The sequence below is a fragment of the Enterobacter cloacae complex sp. 309I3 genome, from assembly GCF_050031595.1.
In the GTDB taxonomy this organism is placed as follows: Bacteria; Pseudomonadota; Gammaproteobacteria; order Enterobacterales; family Enterobacteriaceae; genus Enterobacter; species Enterobacter cloacae.
This window is the reverse complement of the sequence record NZ_JBLGWI010000001.1, coordinates 1,346,985-1,365,607: the sequence shown is the minus strand read 5'-3', so window position 1 is coordinate 1,365,607 and position 18,623 is coordinate 1,346,985. Positions and strand designations below refer to the sequence as shown.

Annotated in this window: 18 protein-coding genes; 17 read left to right on the top strand and 1 reads right to left on the bottom strand. The window is 55.0% G+C overall.

Features of this window, described 5'->3' with window-relative positions:
- Positions 1-124: 124 nt before the first annotated feature.
- The 9 genes from ACQG22_RS06365 to rihA all read left to right on the top strand — a co-directional run bounded on the left by ACQG22_RS06365 (position 125) and on the right by rihA (position 8,810).
- A complete protein-coding gene (locus ACQG22_RS06365) occupies positions 125-1,171 on the top strand; it encodes a PhoH family protein (RefSeq protein ID WP_102751676.1) in 1,047 nt (348 codons plus the stop codon).
- Positions 1,168-1,635, top strand: a complete 468-nt coding sequence (gene ybeY / locus ACQG22_RS06360; protein ID WP_003858677.1) for an rRNA maturation RNase YbeY — start codon at positions 1,168-1,170, stop codon at positions 1,633-1,635. The genes ACQG22_RS06365 and ybeY overlap by 4 nt, the downstream gene beginning before the upstream one ends.
- A gap of 89 nt (positions 1,636-1,724) precedes the next feature.
- Positions 1,725-2,603 (top strand): CNNM family magnesium/cobalt transport protein CorC, encoded by an 879-nt coding sequence (gene corC, locus ACQG22_RS06355; RefSeq protein WP_013097576.1) that lies wholly within the window; start codon positions 1,725-1,727, stop codon positions 2,601-2,603.
- A 5-nt stretch (positions 2,604-2,608) separates the two neighbouring features.
- A complete protein-coding gene (lnt, locus tag ACQG22_RS06350) occupies positions 2,609-4,147 on the top strand; it encodes an apolipoprotein N-acyltransferase (RefSeq protein ID WP_038985235.1) in 1,539 nt (512 codons plus the stop codon).
- Positions 4,148-4,547: 400 nt separating this feature from the next.
- Positions 4,548-5,453 (top strand): amino acid ABC transporter substrate-binding protein, encoded by a 906-nt coding sequence (locus tag ACQG22_RS06345; protein WP_014883004.1) that lies wholly within the window; start codon positions 4,548-4,550, stop codon positions 5,451-5,453.
- Between the two features lie 155 nt (positions 5,454-5,608).
- The gene (locus ACQG22_RS06340) at positions 5,609-6,349 is read left to right on the top strand and encodes an amino acid ABC transporter permease (RefSeq protein ID WP_013097579.1); all 741 of its coding nucleotides are present in this window, start codon (positions 5,609-5,611) and stop codon (positions 6,347-6,349) included.
- Complete coding sequence (gene gltK, locus ACQG22_RS06335) at positions 6,349-7,023, top strand: glutamate/aspartate ABC transporter permease GltK (protein ID WP_013097580.1); 675 nt, start codon at positions 6,349-6,351, stop codon at positions 7,021-7,023. Before ACQG22_RS06340 ends, gltK begins: the two co-directional genes overlap by 1 nt.
- Entirely contained in the window at positions 7,023-7,748 is a 726-nt protein-coding gene (locus ACQG22_RS06330) for an amino acid ABC transporter ATP-binding protein (RefSeq protein WP_014831084.1), read from the top strand. Before gltK ends, ACQG22_RS06330 begins: the two co-directional genes overlap by 1 nt.
- 120 nt (positions 7,749-7,868) lie before the next feature.
- Positions 7,869-8,810 (top strand): pyrimidine-specific ribonucleoside hydrolase RihA, encoded by a 942-nt coding sequence (rihA, locus tag ACQG22_RS06325; protein ID WP_029882138.1) that lies wholly within the window; start codon positions 7,869-7,871, stop codon positions 8,808-8,810.
- A gap of 149 nt (positions 8,811-8,959) precedes the next feature.
- Here rihA and ACQG22_RS06320 read toward each other — a convergent pair whose 3' ends face one another.
- A complete protein-coding gene (locus ACQG22_RS06320) occupies positions 8,960-9,442 on the bottom strand; it encodes a zinc ribbon-containing protein (RefSeq protein ID WP_014831082.1) in 483 nt (160 codons plus the stop codon).
- 214 nt (positions 9,443-9,656) lie between these two features.
- Between ACQG22_RS06320 and leuS the strand changes: the two genes are divergently transcribed.
- The 8 genes from leuS to mrdB all read left to right on the top strand — a co-directional run bounded on the left by leuS (position 9,657) and on the right by mrdB (position 18,614).
- Entirely contained in the window at positions 9,657-12,239 is a 2,583-nt protein-coding gene (gene leuS / locus ACQG22_RS06315) for a leucine--tRNA ligase (RefSeq protein ID WP_213382720.1), read from the top strand.
- 14 nt (positions 12,240-12,253) lie between these two features.
- Positions 12,254-12,823, top strand: coding sequence for an LPS assembly lipoprotein LptE (gene lptE / locus ACQG22_RS06310; RefSeq protein ID WP_095440206.1), 570 nt, complete (start codon positions 12,254-12,256; stop codon positions 12,821-12,823).
- A complete protein-coding gene (holA, locus tag ACQG22_RS06305) occupies positions 12,823-13,854 on the top strand; it encodes a DNA polymerase III subunit delta (RefSeq protein WP_369706364.1) in 1,032 nt (343 codons plus the stop codon). Before lptE ends, holA begins: the two co-directional genes overlap by 1 nt.
- Positions 13,847-14,512, top strand: a complete 666-nt coding sequence (gene nadD, locus ACQG22_RS06300) for a nicotinate-nucleotide adenylyltransferase (protein WP_038420893.1) — start codon at positions 13,847-13,849, stop codon at positions 14,510-14,512. Before holA ends, nadD begins: the two co-directional genes overlap by 8 nt.
- Before the next feature lie 268 nt (positions 14,513-14,780).
- Positions 14,781-15,098 (top strand): ribosome silencing factor, encoded by a 318-nt coding sequence (gene rsfS / locus ACQG22_RS06295; protein WP_003858696.1) that lies wholly within the window; start codon positions 14,781-14,783, stop codon positions 15,096-15,098.
- A gap of 3 nt (positions 15,099-15,101) precedes the next feature.
- Positions 15,102-15,569: a 23S rRNA (pseudouridine(1915)-N(3))-methyltransferase RlmH gene (gene rlmH, locus ACQG22_RS06290; RefSeq protein ID WP_003858701.1), complete on the top strand. Its 468-nt coding sequence runs from the start codon at positions 15,102-15,104 to the stop codon at positions 15,567-15,569.
- A 28-nt stretch (positions 15,570-15,597) separates the two neighbouring features.
- Complete coding sequence (gene mrdA / locus ACQG22_RS06285) at positions 15,598-17,499, top strand: peptidoglycan DD-transpeptidase MrdA (RefSeq protein ID WP_013097589.1); 1,902 nt, start codon at positions 15,598-15,600, stop codon at positions 17,497-17,499.
- A gap of 2 nt (positions 17,500-17,501) precedes the next feature.
- Entirely contained in the window at positions 17,502-18,614 is a 1,113-nt protein-coding gene (gene mrdB, locus ACQG22_RS06280) for a peptidoglycan glycosyltransferase MrdB (RefSeq protein WP_013097590.1), read from the top strand.
- Positions 18,615-18,623: the final 9 nt, after the last annotated feature.

The following is an 18,623-nucleotide window of genomic DNA, read 5'->3' as shown; positions in this document are numbered from 1 at the left end:
CTCAACGTCCCCAATATCTTCCGCAACGCTTGCGCCTTTTTTCCATGGCGTGAATAATTTCGGTAATGACCGTTTTATTACGCCTGAGGGCGCCGGGCCAGTTAACCAATCAAAGAGGAACAGTTTGAACATAGACACGCTTGAAATTAGCCTAACGCCAGCAGACAACGCTCGCCTGCTGAGCCTGTGCGGGCCGTTTGATGACAACATCAAACAACTGGAGCGACGTCTGGGTATCGAAATCAATCGTCGCGATAATCATTTCAAACTCACCGGACGCCCTATCTGCGTCAATGCGGCTGCGGACATCCTGCGTAACCTGTATGTCGATACCGCCCCGATGCGTGGCGAAACTCAGGATATCGAACCGGAACAAATTCACCTCGCCATTAAAGAGGCGCGCGTGCTTGAGCAGAGCGCAGAAAGCGTGCCGGACTATGGCAAAGCCATCAATATCAAGACCAAACGTGGCGTCATCAAGCCGCGTACACCGAACCAGGCGCAGTACATTGCCAACATTCTCGACCATGACATCACCTTCGGCGTAGGTCCGGCGGGTACAGGTAAAACCTATCTGGCCGTCGCCGCTGCGGTTGATGCGCTGGAGCGCCAGGAGATCCGCCGTATTCTGCTGACCCGCCCGGCGGTTGAAGCAGGTGAAAAACTCGGCTTCCTGCCGGGGGACCTGAGTCAGAAGGTGGATCCTTATCTGCGCCCACTGTACGACGCGCTGTTCGAAATGCTGGGCTTTGAGAAAGTTGAGAAGCTTATTGAGCGTAACGTGATTGAAGTCGCCCCGCTGGCCTACATGCGTGGCCGTACCCTTAACGATGCGTTCATTATTCTGGATGAGAGCCAGAACACCACCATCGAACAGATGAAGATGTTCCTGACGCGTATCGGCTTCAACTCGAAAGCGGTTATCACCGGTGACGTCACCCAGATTGACCTGCCTCGCAGCACCAAATCGGGCCTGCGCCACGCCATCGAAGTGCTGGCTGAGGTGGACGAAATCAGCTTTAACTTCTTCCACAGTGAAGACGTGGTACGCCACCCGGTGGTCGCGCGTATCGTTAACGCCTATGAAGCCTGGGAAGAGGCCGATCAGAAGCGTAAGGCCGAACTGGCCGCAGAACGTAAGCGCGAAGCGCAGGAGCAAGAACAGAAATGAGTCAGGTGATCCTCGATTTACAGCTGGCCTGTGAAGATAATTCCGGCATGCCAGAAGAGGCGCAGTTTCAGAAATGGCTGGATGCTGTTATCCCCCAGTTTCAGGAAGAGTCAGAAGTCACGATTCGCCTGGTGGATGAAGCAGAAAGCCATGAGCTTAACCTGACCTACCGCGGGAAAGATAAGCCAACCAACGTGCTCTCTTTCCCGTTCGAAGCCCCACCGGGTATTGAAATGCCGCTGCTCGGCGATCTGATCATCTGCCGTCAGGTGGTGGAACAGGAAGCCAAAGAGCAGCAAAAGCCGCTCGAGGCCCACTGGGCGCATATGGTTGTCCATGGAAGCCTGCATCTGCTGGGCTACGATCATATTGAAGATGACGAAGCGGAAGAGATGGAGTCCCTTGAGACAGAGATAATGCTTGCTCTGGGCTATGAGGATCCGTACATTGCCGAGAAAGAATAGTCAGACAACCGACTGACTAACATGCCGCCGCGTAAGGAAATAGCGCGGCGGTAAACATTGAACTGACGAGAGAACCCTTAACAAACGCCATGAGCGACGACAATTCACACAGTAGCGACACGACAAACAGTAAAAAGGGATTTTTCTCCCTCATTCTGAGCCAGCTTTTCCATGGTGAGCCCAAAAACCGTGATGAACTGCTGGAGCTGATTCGTGATTCCGGGCAAAACGATCTTATCGACGAAGATACGCGCGAAATGCTCGAAGGGGTAATGGACATCGCCGACCAGCGCGTTCGCGATATCATGATCCCCCGCTCGCAAATGATTACCCTGAAACGTAACCAGAGCCTCGATGAATGCCTCGATGTGATTATCGAATCCGCTCACTCCCGTTTCCCGGTCATCAGCGAAGACAAAGATCACATCGAAGGGATTTTGATGGCCAAAGATCTGCTGCCGTTTATGCGCAGCGATGCCGAAGCCTTCAGCATGGAAAAAGTGTTACGCCAGGCCGTGGTTGTGCCGGAAAGTAAACGTGTGGATCGGATGCTGAAAGAGTTTCGCTCCCAGCGTTACCACATGGCGATTGTGATTGATGAATTTGGCGGCGTGTCAGGCCTTGTCACGATCGAGGATATTCTTGAGCTGATCGTGGGCGAGATCGAAGACGAGTATGACGAAGAAGAAGATATCGACTTCCGTCAGCTTAGCCGCCATACGTGGACCGTTCGCGCTCTGGCCTCCATTGAGGATTTCAACGACGCCTTCGGCACCCACTTCAGCGATGAAGAGGTGGATACCATTGGTGGGCTGGTGATGCAGGCCTTTGGTCATCTTCCTGCCCGCGGCGAAACCGTTGACATCGATGGTTACCAGTTCAAAGTGGCGATGGCCGACAGCCGACGTATTATACAGGTTCATGTCAGAACGCCGGACGACTCACCGGTGCCAAAACTGGAAGATTAATGTAAATGGCATTTGCCCCACTGCTTGAACGCCAGCGCGTCCGTTTGCTGCTGGCGCTGTTACTTGGAGCCAGCGGTACGCTGGCTTTTTCTCCTTACGATATCTGGCCGGCAGCCATTCTCTCCCTGATGGGGTTACAGGGGTTAACCCTGAATCGTCGTCCCGTTCAGGCTGCAGCCATTGGCTACTTCTGGGGGCTGGGGCTGTTTGGATCCGGCATCAACTGGGTCTACGTCAGCATCGCCCAGTTTGGAGGTATGCCGGGGCCGGTTAACGTTTTCCTTGTGGTTCTGCTGGCCGCCTATCTCTCGCTCTACACCGGTCTGTTTGCGGGCATTCTCTCCCGCCTGTGGCCTAAAACCAGCTGGCTGCGCGTTGCCATTGCGGCTCCCGTGGTCTGGCAGATTACCGAGTTTCTGCGCGGCTGGGTGCTGACCGGCTTCCCGTGGCTGCAGTTTGGCTACAGCCAGATTGACGGCCCGCTGAAAGGTCTGGCGCCGGTAATGGGTGTTGAAGCCATTAACTTCCTGCTGATGGTGGTGAGCGGCCTGCTGGTGCTGGCGCTGGTCACGCGTAACTGGAAACCGCTGGTGGTGGCGCTGGTTCTTTTCGCTCTACCCTTCCCGCTGCGTTATATCCAGTGGTATACCCTGATGCCAGAGCGCGCCACACAGGTATCGATGGTGCAGGGAAATATTCCGCAGGCGATGAAGTGGGATGAAAAAGAGCTGCTGAACACGCTGAAAATTTACGCCAACGCCACTGAAGAGGTGATGGGTAAATCACAGCTGATCATCTGGCCTGAATCTGCCATTCCGGATCTGGAAATTAACCAGCAGCCGTTTCTCAACATGATGAACGATCTGCTGCGCGCGCGCGACAGTACGCTGATCACCGGGATTGTGGATGCGCGTCTGAATCAGCAGAACCGCTACGATACCTACAACACCATCATTACGCTCGGCAAAGACAGCGAGTACAGCTACACCTCGACTGACCGGTATAACAAGAATCACCTTGTTCCGTTTGGCGAGTTTGTTCCGCTGGAATCGATTCTGCGTCCGCTGGCACCATTCTTTGACCTGCCAATGTCCTCTTTCAGTCGGGGGCCGTATGTGCAGCCGCAGCTGCATGCACACGGCTTTGCCCTGACGGCGGCCATTTGCTACGAGATCATCCTCGGTGAACAGGTGCGCGATAACTTCCGTCCGGATACGGACTTCCTGCTGACCATCTCTAATGATGCCTGGTTCGGTAAGTCGATTGGTCCGTGGCAGCACTTCCAGATGGCGCGGATGCGTTCACTGGAGCTGGCGCGTCCGCTGTTGCGCAGCACCAACAATGGCATCACCGCCGTGATTGGACCGCGGGGTGAAATTCAGGCCATGATCCCGCAGTTTACGCGCGACGTGTTGACGGCTAAAGTCACGCCGACAAGCGGCCTGACGCCATATGCCCGCACCGGCAACTGGCCGCTGTGGATCCTGACCGCCCTGTTTGGCTTTGGGGCTGTGCTGATGAGCCTTCGTCAGCGTCGTCGCTAATCTTACCTTCTGTTGCCGGGTGGCGCTGACGTTTACCCGGCCTACATTTCGCTTCTTCGGTCGGGTAAGGCGTAGCCGCCACCCGACAGTTCCCTCCCAAATTTCAATTCTGGCATGCCTATTGCTTTGTTTATTCAGGTAAACGCAGTTTGGGTTCGTGTGCAACCTTGTCGCACCAGCATAGATCGCCGGTAGCACCGAAACGGTGCAACGAGAGATTTCTGCCTCGGAATGGTGCGGCGCGCTTCGCAAAAATAAACAATAACGCAGCAAAATCTTTACATTAAGCCAGACTAAATGTTAACAAGCTTGCATAACACTGCACTCGCATAGCGCGAGATATAACAACATCACAATGGGTATCAATGCGTCACTGACGCTGATAAGAAAGGAGTTGGGTATGCAATTACGTAAACTGGCCACAGCAATGCTGGTAATGGGGATGTCCGCAGGCGTTGTACACGCTGAAGACGCGCCGGCAGCCGGCAGCACTCTCGACAAGATAGCCAAAAACGGCGTGATCGTGGTCGGCCACCGTGAATCTTCTGTCCCGTTTTCTTACTACGACAACACGCAAAAAGTCGTGGGCTATTCACAGGACTACTCTAACGCCATCGTTGAGGCCGTGAAGAAAAAGCTGAACAAACCCGACCTGCAGGTAAAACTGATTCCAATCACCTCGCAGAACCGTATCCCACTGCTGCAAAACGGCACCTTCGATTTTGAGTGTGGCTCAACCACCAACAACCTGGAGCGTCAGAAACAGGCCGCCTTCTCCGACACCATCTTTGTGGTGGGGACCCGTCTGCTGACCAAAAAAGGCGGCGACATCAAAGATTTTGCTGACCTGAAAGGCAAAGCCGTTGTTGTGACCTCCGGGACAACCTCAGAAGTGCTGCTGCACAAGCTGAACGACGAGAAGAAAATGGATATGCGCATCATCAGCGCGAAAGACCATGGTGACTCCTTCCGTACGCTGGAAAGTGGCCGTGCCGTCGCGTTTATGATGGATGATGCTCTGCTGGCTGGCGAACGTGCAAAAGCGAAGAAACCGGACAACTGGGATATCGTTGGTACCGCCCAGTCGAAAGAAGCCTACGGCTGTATGCTGCGTAAAGACGATCCGCAATTCAAGAAGCTGATCGATGACACCATCGCCCAGGTGCAAACCTCCGGTGAAGCGGAAAAATGGTTCGACAAATGGTTCAAGAACCCAATTCCACCCAAAAATCTCAACATGAACTTTGAACTGTCTGACGACATGAAAGCACTGTTCAAATCACCAAATGACAAGGCTCTTAACTAATTAGAACTACAGGGGCGGGATCTCCTGCCCTCTCGATTGTCGGGAAGCATGGACAGACTATACGTTGAGTGGTCGTTCCCCACTCAGCGCGAAAAATGAGCTTCTCACCAATCTTCGAGGGTAGCGCTGCTACCCTTTTTTTTCTGGAGTTTATTATGTCAATAGACTGGAACTGGGGCATATTTCTGCAACAAGCCCCGTTCGGCAACACAACCTATCTTGGCTGGCTGTGGAGCGGCTTTCAGGTTACCGTTGCGTTATCGATAACGGCGTGGATTATTGCGTTCCTTGTCGGTTCACTGTTCGGTATTCTGCGCACCGTCCCTAACCGTTTTCTCTCTTCTATCGGCACGCTGTATGTGGAACTGTTCCGTAACGTTCCGCTGATCGTGCAGTTCTTTACCTGGTATCTGGTCGTTCCTGAACTGCTGCCGGAAAATATTGGCATGTGGTTCAAGTCGGAACTGGATCCTAACGTACAGTTCTTTGTCTCCTCGATGATGTGTCTGGGGCTGTTTACCGCCGCACGCGTGTGCGAGCAGGTACGCGCCGCTATTCAGTCGCTGCCGCGTGGACAAAAGAACGCGGGTCTGGCGATGGGGTTAACGCTGCCGCAAACCTACCGCTACGTCCTGCTGCCTAACGCCTACCGCGTCATTGTTCCACCGATGACCTCAGAGATGATGAACCTGGTCAAAAACTCGGCCATCGCCTCCACGATCGGTCTGGTCGATATGGCGGCGCAGGCGGGTAAACTGCTGGATTATTCCGCCCACGCGTGGGAATCCTTCACGGCAATTACGCTCGCGTATGTTCTGATTAACGCTTTCATCATGCTGGTGATGAACCTGGTTGAACGCAAAATTCGCCTGCCGGGCAATCTGGGGGGCAAATAATGTACGAATTTGACTGGAGTTCCATTGTTCCTTCCATGCCGTACCTGCTGGATGGCCTGGTGATCACCTTAAAAATCACGGCGATCGCCATCATCGTCGGTATCGTCTGGGGCACCCTGCTGGCGGTAATGCGCCTATCGAGCTTTAAACCGCTCGCCTGGTTTGCCACTGCCTACGTTAACGTTTTCCGCTCTATCCCGCTGGTGATGGTGCTGCTGTGGTTTTACCTGATTGTTCCCGGATTCCTGCAAAACGTTCTGGGACTGTCACCGAAAACCGATATCCGCCTGATTTCCGCGATGGTTGCGTTCTCCATGTTTGAGGCCGCTTACTATTCCGAGATCATCCGTGCGGGCATACAGAGTATCTCACGCGGGCAGTCCAGCGCGGCGCTGGCGCTGGGGATGACCCACTGGCAGTCCATGCAACTCATTATTCTGCCGCAGGCGTTTCGCGCCATGGTTCCCCTCCTGCTGACCCAGGGCATCGTGCTGTTCCAGGATACCTCTCTGGTATATGTCCTGAGCCTGGCAGACTTCTTCCGGACCGCGTCCACCATCGGTGAGCGCGATGGTACGCAGGTTGAGATGGTGCTCTTCGCAGGTGCGGTCTATTTTGTGATTAGTTTAAGCGCGTCGCTGTTGGTCAGTTGGCTGAAGAAAAGGACGGTATAATGATTTCCCTGAAAAATGTTTCTAAATGGTATGGGCACTTTCAGGTGCTGACCGACTGCTCCACCGAAGTCAAAAAAGGTGATGTGGTGGTAGTGTGCGGGCCGTCCGGTTCCGGTAAATCGACGCTGATCAAAACGGTTAATGGTCTGGAGCCTGTGCAGCAGGGTGAAATTGTTGTTAACGGCACCAAAGTGAACGACAAGAAAACCAACCTTGCCCAGCTTCGCTCCCACGTGGGGATGGTGTTCCAGCATTTTGAACTGTTCCCTCACCTCTCCATCATCGAGAACCTGACGCTGGCGCAGGTGAAAGTGCTTAAGCGTGACAAAAAAGCGGCGCGTGAGAAAGGGCTGAAGCTTCTGGATCGCGTGGGGCTTTCTGCGCACGCCGATAAGTTCCCGGCACAGCTTTCCGGCGGCCAACAGCAGCGTGTGGCGATTGCTCGCGCACTGTGTATGGATCCGGTGGCAATGCTGTTCGACGAACCGACCTCCGCACTCGATCCCGAAATGATCAACGAAGTGCTGGACGTCATGGTTGAACTGGCCCACGAAGGGATGACCATGATGGTGGTGACCCACGAAATGGGCTTCGCCCGCAAAGTGGCAAACCGCGTGATCTTTATGGATGAAGGCAAGATCGTTGAAGACTCGCCGAAAGAAGAGTTCTTCGCCAACCCGAAATCCGAACGCGCTAAAGACTTCCTGGCTAAAATCCTGCATTAATCTTCTCAGTGCGCAATCTGCGGATTGCGCACTGTCTCACGCTTTCAATCTCTGCTTCTCGTCGGCGTCACATTGCAGCGTTAACCTTGTCACAAAATAACGCTACGTATGGAGAACGCTATGGCACAGCCTATTATTTTCGATTGCGATCCGGGTCATGATGACGCGATTGCCCTCGTCCTTGCACTTGCCTCCCCTGAACTTGAAGTCAAAGCTGTCACCTCATCTGCCGGCAACCAGACGCCGGATAAAACCCTGCGCAACGTCCTGCGTATGCTGACCTTGCTAAAGCGCCCCGATATTCCTGTGGCCGGTGGCGCGGTCAAACCGCTGATGCGTGAACTGATCATTGCCGACAACGTACACGGAGAAAGCGGCCTGGACGGCCCGGCGCTGCCGGAACCGGGTTTCGCCCCGCAATCCTGTACCGCCGTGGAGCTGATGGCAAAGGTACTACGCGAGAGTGCTGAACCCGTCACGCTGGTAGCAACGGGCCCGCAAACCAACGTTGCGCTGCTGCTGAACAGCCATCCTGAACTGCACAGCAAAATTGCCCGTATCGTGATTATGGGCGGAGCAATGGGGCTGGGTAACTGGACGCCTGCGGCGGAGTTCAACATCTTTGTTGACCCGGAAGCGGCGGAGATCGTCTTCCAGTCGGGCTTGCCGATTGTGATGGCCGGACTGGATGTTACCCACCGGGCGCAGATTATGGCGAATGACATCGAGCGTTTTCGTGCGATTGGCAACCCGGTTGCCACGACCGTGGCCGAGCTGCTCGACTTCTTTATGGAATATCACAAAGCCGAGAAATGGGGCTTCCACGGCGCGCCGCTGCATGACCCGTGCACCATTGCCTGGCTGCTGAAGCCTGAGATGTTTACCACGGTAGAGCGCTGGGTTGGTGTGGAGACCCAGGGGAAATACACCCAGGGGATGACGGTGGTGGATTACTATTCGCTGACGGGCAATAAACCGAATACCACGCTAATGGTGGATATCGATCGGCAGGCGTTTGTGGATTTGCTGGCGGAGAGGCTCGCATACTATAGTGCGGCCTGATGCCCTCACCCCAACCCTCTCCCACGGGGAGAGGGAGCAAACACTAAAAACGGCAACGTGGTTGCCGTTTTGCTTTTACCTTTTGCGGCCTGATGCCCTCTTCCCGGCCCTCTCCCACAGGGAGAGGGCGCAAACAGTTTTGCTTTTATTTAGGGCTCAAACGGCCGACGCTGGAATTGATCGTGCCCGCACTTCGGACACAGGGACAGCACCTCCGGCGTATAAACGGCAATATGGTGATGGCATTTCTCACAGACCAGATTTCCCAGCCCCACCACTTCACCGCTGTGGTACACGCCGTGATGATTCAGATCCTGAAAGACTTCACGCCACTCCAGCTGTGTTTTATCGGTAATATCCGCCAGTTCCTGCCAGAGGCTCTCCTTGATCACCCGCATAAATACGCTGTCGGTCACCTCGTCCTGGCTCTCCTGGTAACTGCGCGCGAACTCTTCGAGGTCACGACGCACGGCGCGCGTCACCTCTTCCACTTCGGTTCGCGTTAACTCACCCGTTTGCGTCACGCGCGCACGCGCCTGTTCCACCAGCGCGTCGATATCACGCTCGCCGTTACGCAGCCGTTCCGTCAGTGTTGCCACCAGTTCGCGGTAAAATTGAGCAACCTTGTTCATCATTTTGCCTCCCGGGTAAGTAACTATTTCTAATAATAGACCTTATTTCATCGCCGCTTTGTCAGGTGAACCACAGACCCGGTAAATTCCTGCAAAGCGCATTTGTGCGAAAGGCTGTTTTGACGCGGGCGTTTGGGCTATGCTATGCGGATCTGAAATACCACATCCATTGGCTACATTTGTAGCTGTATTGAAAACAGGACCACTGGCTGCCATGCAAGAGCAATACCGCCCGGAAGAGATAGAATCAAAAGTCCAGCAACACTGGGACGAGAAGCGTACCTTTGAAGTAACCGAAGACGAGAGCAAAGAGAAGTATTACTGCCTGTCGATGCTTCCCTATCCTTCTGGTCGACTACACATGGGCCACGTGCGTAACTACACCATCGGTGATGTGATTGCACGCTACCAGCGTATGCTGGGCAAAAACGTGCTGCAGCCAATCGGCTGGGATGCATTCGGTCTGCCTGCAGAAGGCGCGGCGGTCAAAAACAATACGGCGCCAGCGCCGTGGACGTACGACAACATCGCGTACATGAAAAACCAGCTCAAAATGCTGGGCTTTGGCTATGACTGGAGCCGCGAGCTGGCGACCTGTACCCCGGAATACTACCGCTGGGAACAGAAGTTCTTCACCGAGCTGTACAAAAAAGGCCTGGTCTATAAGAAGACATCTGCCGTTAACTGGTGCCCGAACGACCAGACCGTTCTCGCGAACGAACAGGTTATCGACGGCTGCTGCTGGCGCTGCGACACCAAAGTTGAGCGTAAAGAGATCCCACAGTGGTTTATCAAAATCACCGCTTACGCTGACGAACTGCTGAACGATCTGGACACGCTGGACCACTGGCCGGATACCGTTAAGACCATGCAGCGCAACTGGATCGGCCGTTCTGAAGGCGTGGAGATCACCTTCAACGTTGAGAACTACGATCAGACTCTGACCGTCTACACTACCCGTCCGGATACCTTCATGGGCGCGACCTATCTGGCCGTGGCCGCAGGTCACCCGCTGGCACAGAAAGCTGCCGAAAATAACCCGGAGCTGGCTACCTTCATCGACGAATGCCGCAACACGAAAGTGGCAGAAGCCGACATGGCGACCATGGAGAAGAAAGGCGTTGCCACGGGCTTCTATGCGAAGCACCCACTGACTGGCGAAGCGATTCCGGTCTGGGCAGCAAACTTCGTGCTGATGGAATACGGTACCGGTGCCGTGATGGCTGTTCCGGGTCACGACCAGCGCGACTATGAATTTGCCACCAAATACAACCTGCCGATCAAAGCCGTTATTCTGGCGGCTGACGGCTCTGAACCTGACCTGTCTGAGCAAGCGCTGACGGAAAAAGGCACGCTGTTTAACTCTGGTGAGTTCAGCGGTCTGAGCTTCGAAGAGGGTTTCAACGCCATCGCCGACAAACTGGCATCGCTGGGCGTGGGCGAGCGTAAAGTGAACTACCGCCTGCGCGACTGGGGCGTTTCCCGTCAGCGTTACTGGGGTGCGCCAATCCCGATGGTCACGCTGGAAGACGGCACCGTGATGCCAACCCCGGAAGATCAACTCCCGGTGATCCTGCCGGAAGATGTGGTCATGGATGGCATCACCAGCCCGATCAAAGCCGATCCTGAGTGGGCAAAAACCACCGTTAACGGTCAGCCTGCGCTGCGTGAAACCGACACCTTTGACACCTTTATGGAGTCTTCCTGGTACTACGCCCGCTACACCTGCCCGCAGTATCAGGAAGGGATGCTGGATTCCGACGCGGCAAACTACTGGCTGCCGGTAGACATCTACATCGGTGGTATTGAACATGCCATCATGCACCTGCTCTACTTCCGCTTCTTCCACAAGCTGATGCGTGACGCAGGCATGGTGAACTCTGACGAGCCAGCGAAACAACTGCTGTGTCAGGGCATGGTACTGGCAGATGCGTTCTACTATGTGGGTGCGAACGGCGAACGTAACTGGGTCTCTCCGGTTGATGCGATTGTTGAGCGCGACGAGAAAGGCCGTATCGTGAAGGCGAAAGACGTCGAAGGTCATGAACTGGTGTATACCGGCATGAGCAAGATGTCCAAGTCCAAAAACAACGGCATCGACCCGCAGGTGATGGTTGAGCGCTACGGCGCGGATACCGTGCGTCTGTTCATGATGTTTGCCTCTCCGGCAGACATGACCCTGGAGTGGCAGGAGTCCGGTGTTGAAGGGGCGAACCGCTTCCTGAAACGCGTCTGGAAACTGGTTTACGAACACACCGCTCAGGGCGACGCACCAGCACTGAACGTTGCTGCCCTGACTGAAGATCAGCAGGCGCTGCGTCGTGATGTTCATAAAACGATTGCAAAAGTGACCGATGATATTGGTCGTCGTCAGACCTTCAATACCGCAATTGCGGCTATTATGGAACTGATGAACAAGCTGGCGAAAGCACCGCAGGAAGGCGAGCAGGATCGTGCCTTAATGCGTGAAGCGCTGTTGGCCGTCGTGCGCATGTTGAACCCGTTCACCCCGCATGTCAGCTTCACCCTGTGGCAGGAGCTGAAAGGCGAAGGCGATATCGACAACGCGCCGTGGCCGGTTGCTGATGAATCCGCCATGGTGGAAAACACCACGCTGGTGGTGGTACAGGTCAACGGTAAAGTACGCGGTAAAATTACCGTCGCCGTTGATGCAACCGAAGAACAGGTTCGTGAGCGTGCTGGCCAGGAACATCTGGTGGCGAAATATCTTGAGGGCGTTACCGTACGTAAAGTGATCTACGTACCGGGTAAACTGCTGAATCTGGTCGTTGGCTAAGCGCGGGAGGAAACGTGCGACAACTGGCAACAATACTCTTATCTCTGGCGGTGCTGGTCACCGCGGGGTGTGGCTGGCACCTGCGCAATACCACGGCGGTGCCCGCTGAGATGAAAACGATGATTTTCGACTCAGGGGATCCGAATGGTCCACTCAGCCGGGCAGTGCGTAACCAGCTGCGTTTGAACGATGTTCAACTGATCGAAAAAGGCACCCTGCGCCAGGATGTACCGTCATTACGTATCTTAAGCTCATCGCTGGCTAAAGATACCGCGTCGATCTTCCAGGATGGACGTACAGCGGAATATCAGATGGTGCTGACGGTGAACGCGGCAGTATTGATCCCGGGTAAAGACATTTTCCCTATCAATACCAAAGTGTACCGCTCGTTCTTTGATAACCCGCAAACGGCGCTGGCAAAAGATGCTGAGCAGCAGATTATCATTAACGAGATGTACGACAAGGCCGCAGAACAGCTGATCCGTAAGCTGCCAGGCATTGCCGCAACGACAAGACAGGGTTCTGACATCATCGACAAACCGGATGCCAACACGCCTCCTGTTTCTGCCTCCATGGGTAACTGATGATCAGGCTGTATCCTGAACAACTCCGCGCGCAGCTCAATGAAGGGCTGCGCGCGGCGTATCTGCTACTGGGTAACGACCCGCTCTTGCTTCAGGAAAGCCTGGATGCCGTGCGACATGCCGCCGCCGCTCAGGGCTTTGATGAACACCACACCGTCCAGTTGGATAACAATACCGACTGGAATGCCCTTTTCTCCCTTTGCCAGGCGATGAGTCTCTTTGCATCACGCCAGACCATCCAGATCCTGCTGCCAGAGAATGGTCCGAACGCGGCCATCAATGAACAGCTGGCGACGCTGGTCAGCCTGTTGCACAGCGATCTGCTGTTAATCGTGCGTGGTAACAAGCTCACCAAAGCGCAGGAAAACGCCGCGTGGTTTACCCAACTCGCCACTCATGCCGTGCTGGTCACCTGCCAGACGCCTGAGCAGGCCCATTTGCCGAAATGGGTGGCGGCAAGAGCGAAGCAGAATAACCTGCAACTGGACGACGCAGCGAATCAGCTGCTGTGCTACTGCTATGAAGGCAACCTGCTGGCGTTGGCCCAGGCGCTGGACCGGCTCGCCCTCCTCTGGCCCGATGGCAAGCTGACTCTGCCGCGCGTGGAGCAGGCGGTTAACGACGCCGCACACTTCACGCCGTTCCACTGGGTTGATGCGCTGCTGATGGCAAAGAGCAAGCGTTCCCTGCATATTTTGCAGCAGCTACGCCTTGAGGGTAGCGAACCGGTTATATTGCTGCGTACGCTGCAGCGTGAACTGCTAATGCTCACCACGCTCAAGCGCCAGTCTGCTCATACGCCATTGCGTTCGTTGTTCGACAAACACCGTATCTGGCAAAACCGTCGGGCGATGACCACCGAGGCCATTAATCGTCTGAGCCATGAACAGCTGCGCCAGGCGGTACAGCTTTTGATGCGCGCAGAGCTCACGTTAAAACAAGATTACGGCCAGTCCGTCTGGGCGGAACTGGAAAGCCTTTCTCTGCTGCTCTGCCACAAGGCGCTGGCAGATGTATTTATCGATGGATAGCATGCACTCTCTACAGGCCCTGTACGGTGGCACCTTTGACCCGGTCCATTACGGTCATCTGAAACCGGTTGAAATTCTGGCGAATCTGATTGGTCTTCAGCGCGTGATTATCATGCCCAATAACGTTCCGCCACATCGGCCTCAGCCTGAGGCCACCAGCGTGCAGCGAAAAGAGATGCTCGCCCTGGCCATTGCGGATAAACCGCTCTTCAGCCTGGACGAGCGTGAACTCCGTCGCGACACCCCGTCCTGGACCTCGCAAACGCTACAGGAGTGGCGGGCCGAACAGGGGCCGGACAAACCGCTGGCCTTTATCATCGGCCAGGATTCTCTGCTCAACTTCCCCACCTGGCACCAGTATGAAACCATTCTGGAGAACAGCCATCTCCTCGTCTGCCGCCGTCCGGGCTATCCGCTGACCATGCGTGAAGAGCAGTATCAGCAGTGGCTGGAGGCTCATCTGACCGACAATGTGGAAGATCTGCATAATCAACCTGCCGGGAAGATCTATCTGGCGGAGACGCCGTGGTTTGATATTTCTGCGACAATCATTCGCGACCGGCTTCAGCACGGTTTAGCCTGTGACGATCTCCTGCCATCGTCAGTGCTGGACTATATCCACGCGCACGGGTTGTATCAGAAAAGCGCAGACGCATAATCCGGGCGCACAAAAAGCGCCTTATTGATTATCCTGCCTTGACAGAGTAAGCCATACTGTTATCCTCCGCTGCCAGACTTTCCCGCCGCTCATTGCTTTACAGAAATTGTTTTACAAAAATGGCGATGCAATCTCCGGCGGAGGGTGGGATGATACCCGCCTTCAAAAGCCCGGCCGGTGACATTTGTCCCGACAGGGGCGTCAGTTCAGGTATACTGTCTGGCTACGAATTCATAGTTGCACAATCTCATTCACCCAGGGGGAAAACTTGCAGGGTAAAGCACTCCAGGATTTTGTTATCGACAAAATTGATGACCTGAAAGGTCAGGACATCATCGCTATCGACGTTAAGGGTAAATCCAGCATCACCGACTGCATGATCATCTGCACCGGTACGTCTACTCGCCATGTGGTTTCAATTGCCGATCATGTTGTGCAGGAATCACGTGCAGCAGGGCTGTTACCGCTCGGTGTTGAAGGTGAAGCAACCGCTGACTGGGTGGTTGTCGATCTTGGCGATGTGATTGTCCACGTCATGCAGGAAGAGAGCCGTCGCCTGTATGAGCTGGAAAAACTCTGGGGTTAATGCGTGAAGTTGCAGCTGGTCGCCGTCGGCACCAAAATGCCGGACTGGGTACAAACCGGTTTTACTGAATATCTGCGTCGTTTCCCTAAAGATATGCCGTTCGAGCTGGTGGAGATCCCCGCCGGAAAGCGCGGCAAGAACGCGGATATTAAACGCATTCTTGATAAAGAGGGAGAACTGATGCTGGCTGCCGCAGGCAAAAACCGCATCGTGACCCTCGATATTCCAGGCAAGCCCTGGGATACGCCGCAGCTGGCGCACGAACTGGAGCGCTGGAAGCAGGATGGTCGTGACGTCAGTCTGTTGATTGGCGGGCCTGAAGGGTTGTCCCCTGCCTGTAAAGCGGCGGCAGAACAAAGTTGGTCTCTCTCCGCGCTGACGCTTCCCCACCCGCTTGTTCGGGTACTGGTGGCAGAAAGCCTGTACCGCGCGTGGAGCATTACTACCAACCACCCCTATCACCGCGAGTAATGACTGACCAGGGTAGATTAAGCAGCGGATGAAACTACAGAATTCTTTTCGCGACTATACGGCTGAGTCCGCGCTGTTTGTGCGCCGGGCGCTGGTCGCCTTTACGGGGATTTTGCTGCTTACCGGCGTGCTGATCGCCAACCTTTATAATCTGCAAATTGTCCGCTATACCGATTACCAGACGCGCTCAAACGAAAACCGCATCAAGCTGGTGCCTATCGCCCCCAGCCGCGGCATTATTTACGACCGAAACGGCACCCCGCTGGCCTTAAACCGCACCATCTACCAGATTGAGATGATGCCGGAAAAAGTCGACAACGTGCAGGATACGCTGGAAGCATTGCGAAGCGTTGTCGATCTTAACGATGACGATATTGCTGCCTTCAAGAAAGAACGCGCCCGCTCTCACCGTTTTACCTCCATTCCGGTTAAAACCAACCTGACGGAAGTCCAGGTCGCCCGCTTTGCGGTCAACCAGTACCGTTTCCCCGGTGTGGAAGTGAAAGGCTACAAGCGTCGCTACTACCCTTACGGTTCCGCGCTGACGCACGTGATCGGCTACGTCTCCAAGATCAACGATAAAGACGTTGAGCGTCTCGATAAAGACGGCAAGCTGGCAAACTACGCCGCGACGCACGATATCGGTAAGCTGGGAATTGAACGCTATTACGAAGATGTCCTGCACGGGCAGACCGGCTATGAAGAGGTGGAAGTTAACAACCGTGGCCGCGTTATTCGTCAGTTGAAAGAGGTGCCGCCGCAGGCAGGGCATGACGTCTACCTGACGCTCGACCTGAAACTCCAGCAGTATATTGAAACCTTACTGGCGGGCAGCCGTGCGGCAGTTGTCGTGACCGATCCGCGTACCGGCGGCATTCTGGCGATGGTCTCCATGCCAAGCTACGACCCTAACCTCTTTGTCGATGGGATTTCCAGTAAGGACTACTCCGGCCTGCTTAATGACCCGAACACGCCGCTGGTCAACCGCGCCACGCAGGGGGTCTATCCGCCGGCGTCCACGGTGAAACCTTACGTCGCCGTCTCGGCGCTGAGCGCGGGTGTCATCAACCGCAACACCAGCCTGTTTGACCCGGGCTGGTGGCAGTTACCGGGTTCAGAGAAACGCTATCGCGACTGGAAAAAATGGGGCCACGGTCATCTGAACGTGACGAAATCGCTGGAAGAGTCTGCGGATACCTTCTTCTATCAGGTGGCGTACGACATGGGTATTGACCGCCTGTCAGAGTGGATGAGCAAATTTGGCTACGGCCATTACACCGGGGTCGATCTCGCCGAAGAACGCTCCGGCAACATGCCAACCCGCGAGTGGAAGCTAAAGCGCTTTAAAAAGCCGTGGTATCAGGGTGATACCATTCCGGTGGGTATCGGCCAGGGCTACTGGACCGCCACCCCGCTGCAGATGAACAAAGCGATGATGATCCTCATCAACGACGGGGTGGTGAAAGTCCCGCACCTGCTGCAAAGTACCGTTGAAGAGGGCAAAAAAGTGCCGTGGATCCAACCGCATGAACCGCCAGTGGGGGATATTCACTCCGGCTTCTGGGAGATCGCCAAAGACGGGATGTACGGGGTGGCAAACCGCCCGAACGGTACCGCGCATAAGTATTTCGCCGGTGCGCCGTATAAAGTGGCCGCCAAATCCGGTACGGCGCAGGTCTTCGGCCTGAAGGCCAACGAAACCTATAACGCACACCGCATTGCCGAACGACTGCGTGACCATAAGCTCATGACGGCATTTGCACCCTATGATAACCCGCAGGTGGCGGTGGCAATGATTCTGGAAAACGGTGGCGCAGGGCCAGCCGTGGGCACCATCATGCGCCAAATCCTCGACCACATCATGCTGGGTGATAACAACACCGAACTGCCGGCTGAAAACCCGGCGGCCGCTGCGGCGGAGGACCAATAATCATGACGGATAATCCAAATAAAAAATCGCTGTGGGATAAAATCCACATCGACCCAGCCATGCTGCTGATCCTGCTGGCTCTGCTGGTCTACAGCGCTCTGGTTATCTGGAGCGCCAGCGGCCAGGACATCGGCATGATGGAGCGCAAGATTGGCCAGATCGCGATGGGGCTGGTCATTATGGTCGTCATGGCGCAGATCCCGCCACGCGTCTACGAAGGCTGGGCCCCCTATCTCTACATCTTCTGTATTATTTTGCTGGTTGCGGTAGATGCCTTTGGGGCCATCTCCAAAGGCGCACAGCGCTGGCTGGATCTGGGCGTAGTTCGCTTCCAGCCCTCGGAAATTGCCAAAATCGCCGTTCCACTGATGGTGGCACGCTTTATCAACCGCGATGTCTGTCCGCCATCACTGAAAAACACGGCCATCGCACTGGTATTGATTTTCCTGCCAACGTTGCTGGTGGCGGCGCAGCCTGACCTTGGTACCTCGATCCTCATCGCACTCTCTGGCCTGTTTGTTCTCTTCTTGTCGGGCCTGAGCTGGCGTCTGATTGGTATTGCGGTGGTGCTGGTTGCCGCGTTCATCCCTATTCTCTGGTTCTTCCTGATGCATGATTATCAGCGCCAGCGCGTGATGATGCTGCTCGATCCGGAAACCGATCCGCTGGGTGCGGGCTATCACATTATTCAGTCCAAGATCGCGATTGGCTCCGGAGGCCTGCGCGGTAAAGGATGGCTGCACGGCACCCAGTCGCAGCTGGAGTTCTTACCAGAGCGCCATACCGACTTTATCTTTGCGGTCCTGGCGGAAGAGCTTGGGCTGGTCGGCATCTTGATCTTACTCGCGCTGTATGTACTGTTAATCATGCGCGGGTTGTGGATTGCCGCGCGCGCGCAAACCACCTTTGGCCGCGTCATGGCGGGCGGGTTAATGTTGATTTTATTCGTTTATGTCTTCGTAAATATTGGTATGGTGAGTGGTATTCTGCCGGTTGTAGGCGTTCCGCTTCCGCTGGTGAGTTACGGAGGCTCGGCACTGATCGTGTTGATGGCCGGGTTTGGTATCGTGATGTCGATCCATACCCACAGAAAAATGTTGTCAAAAAGCGTATAAAAATAAGGG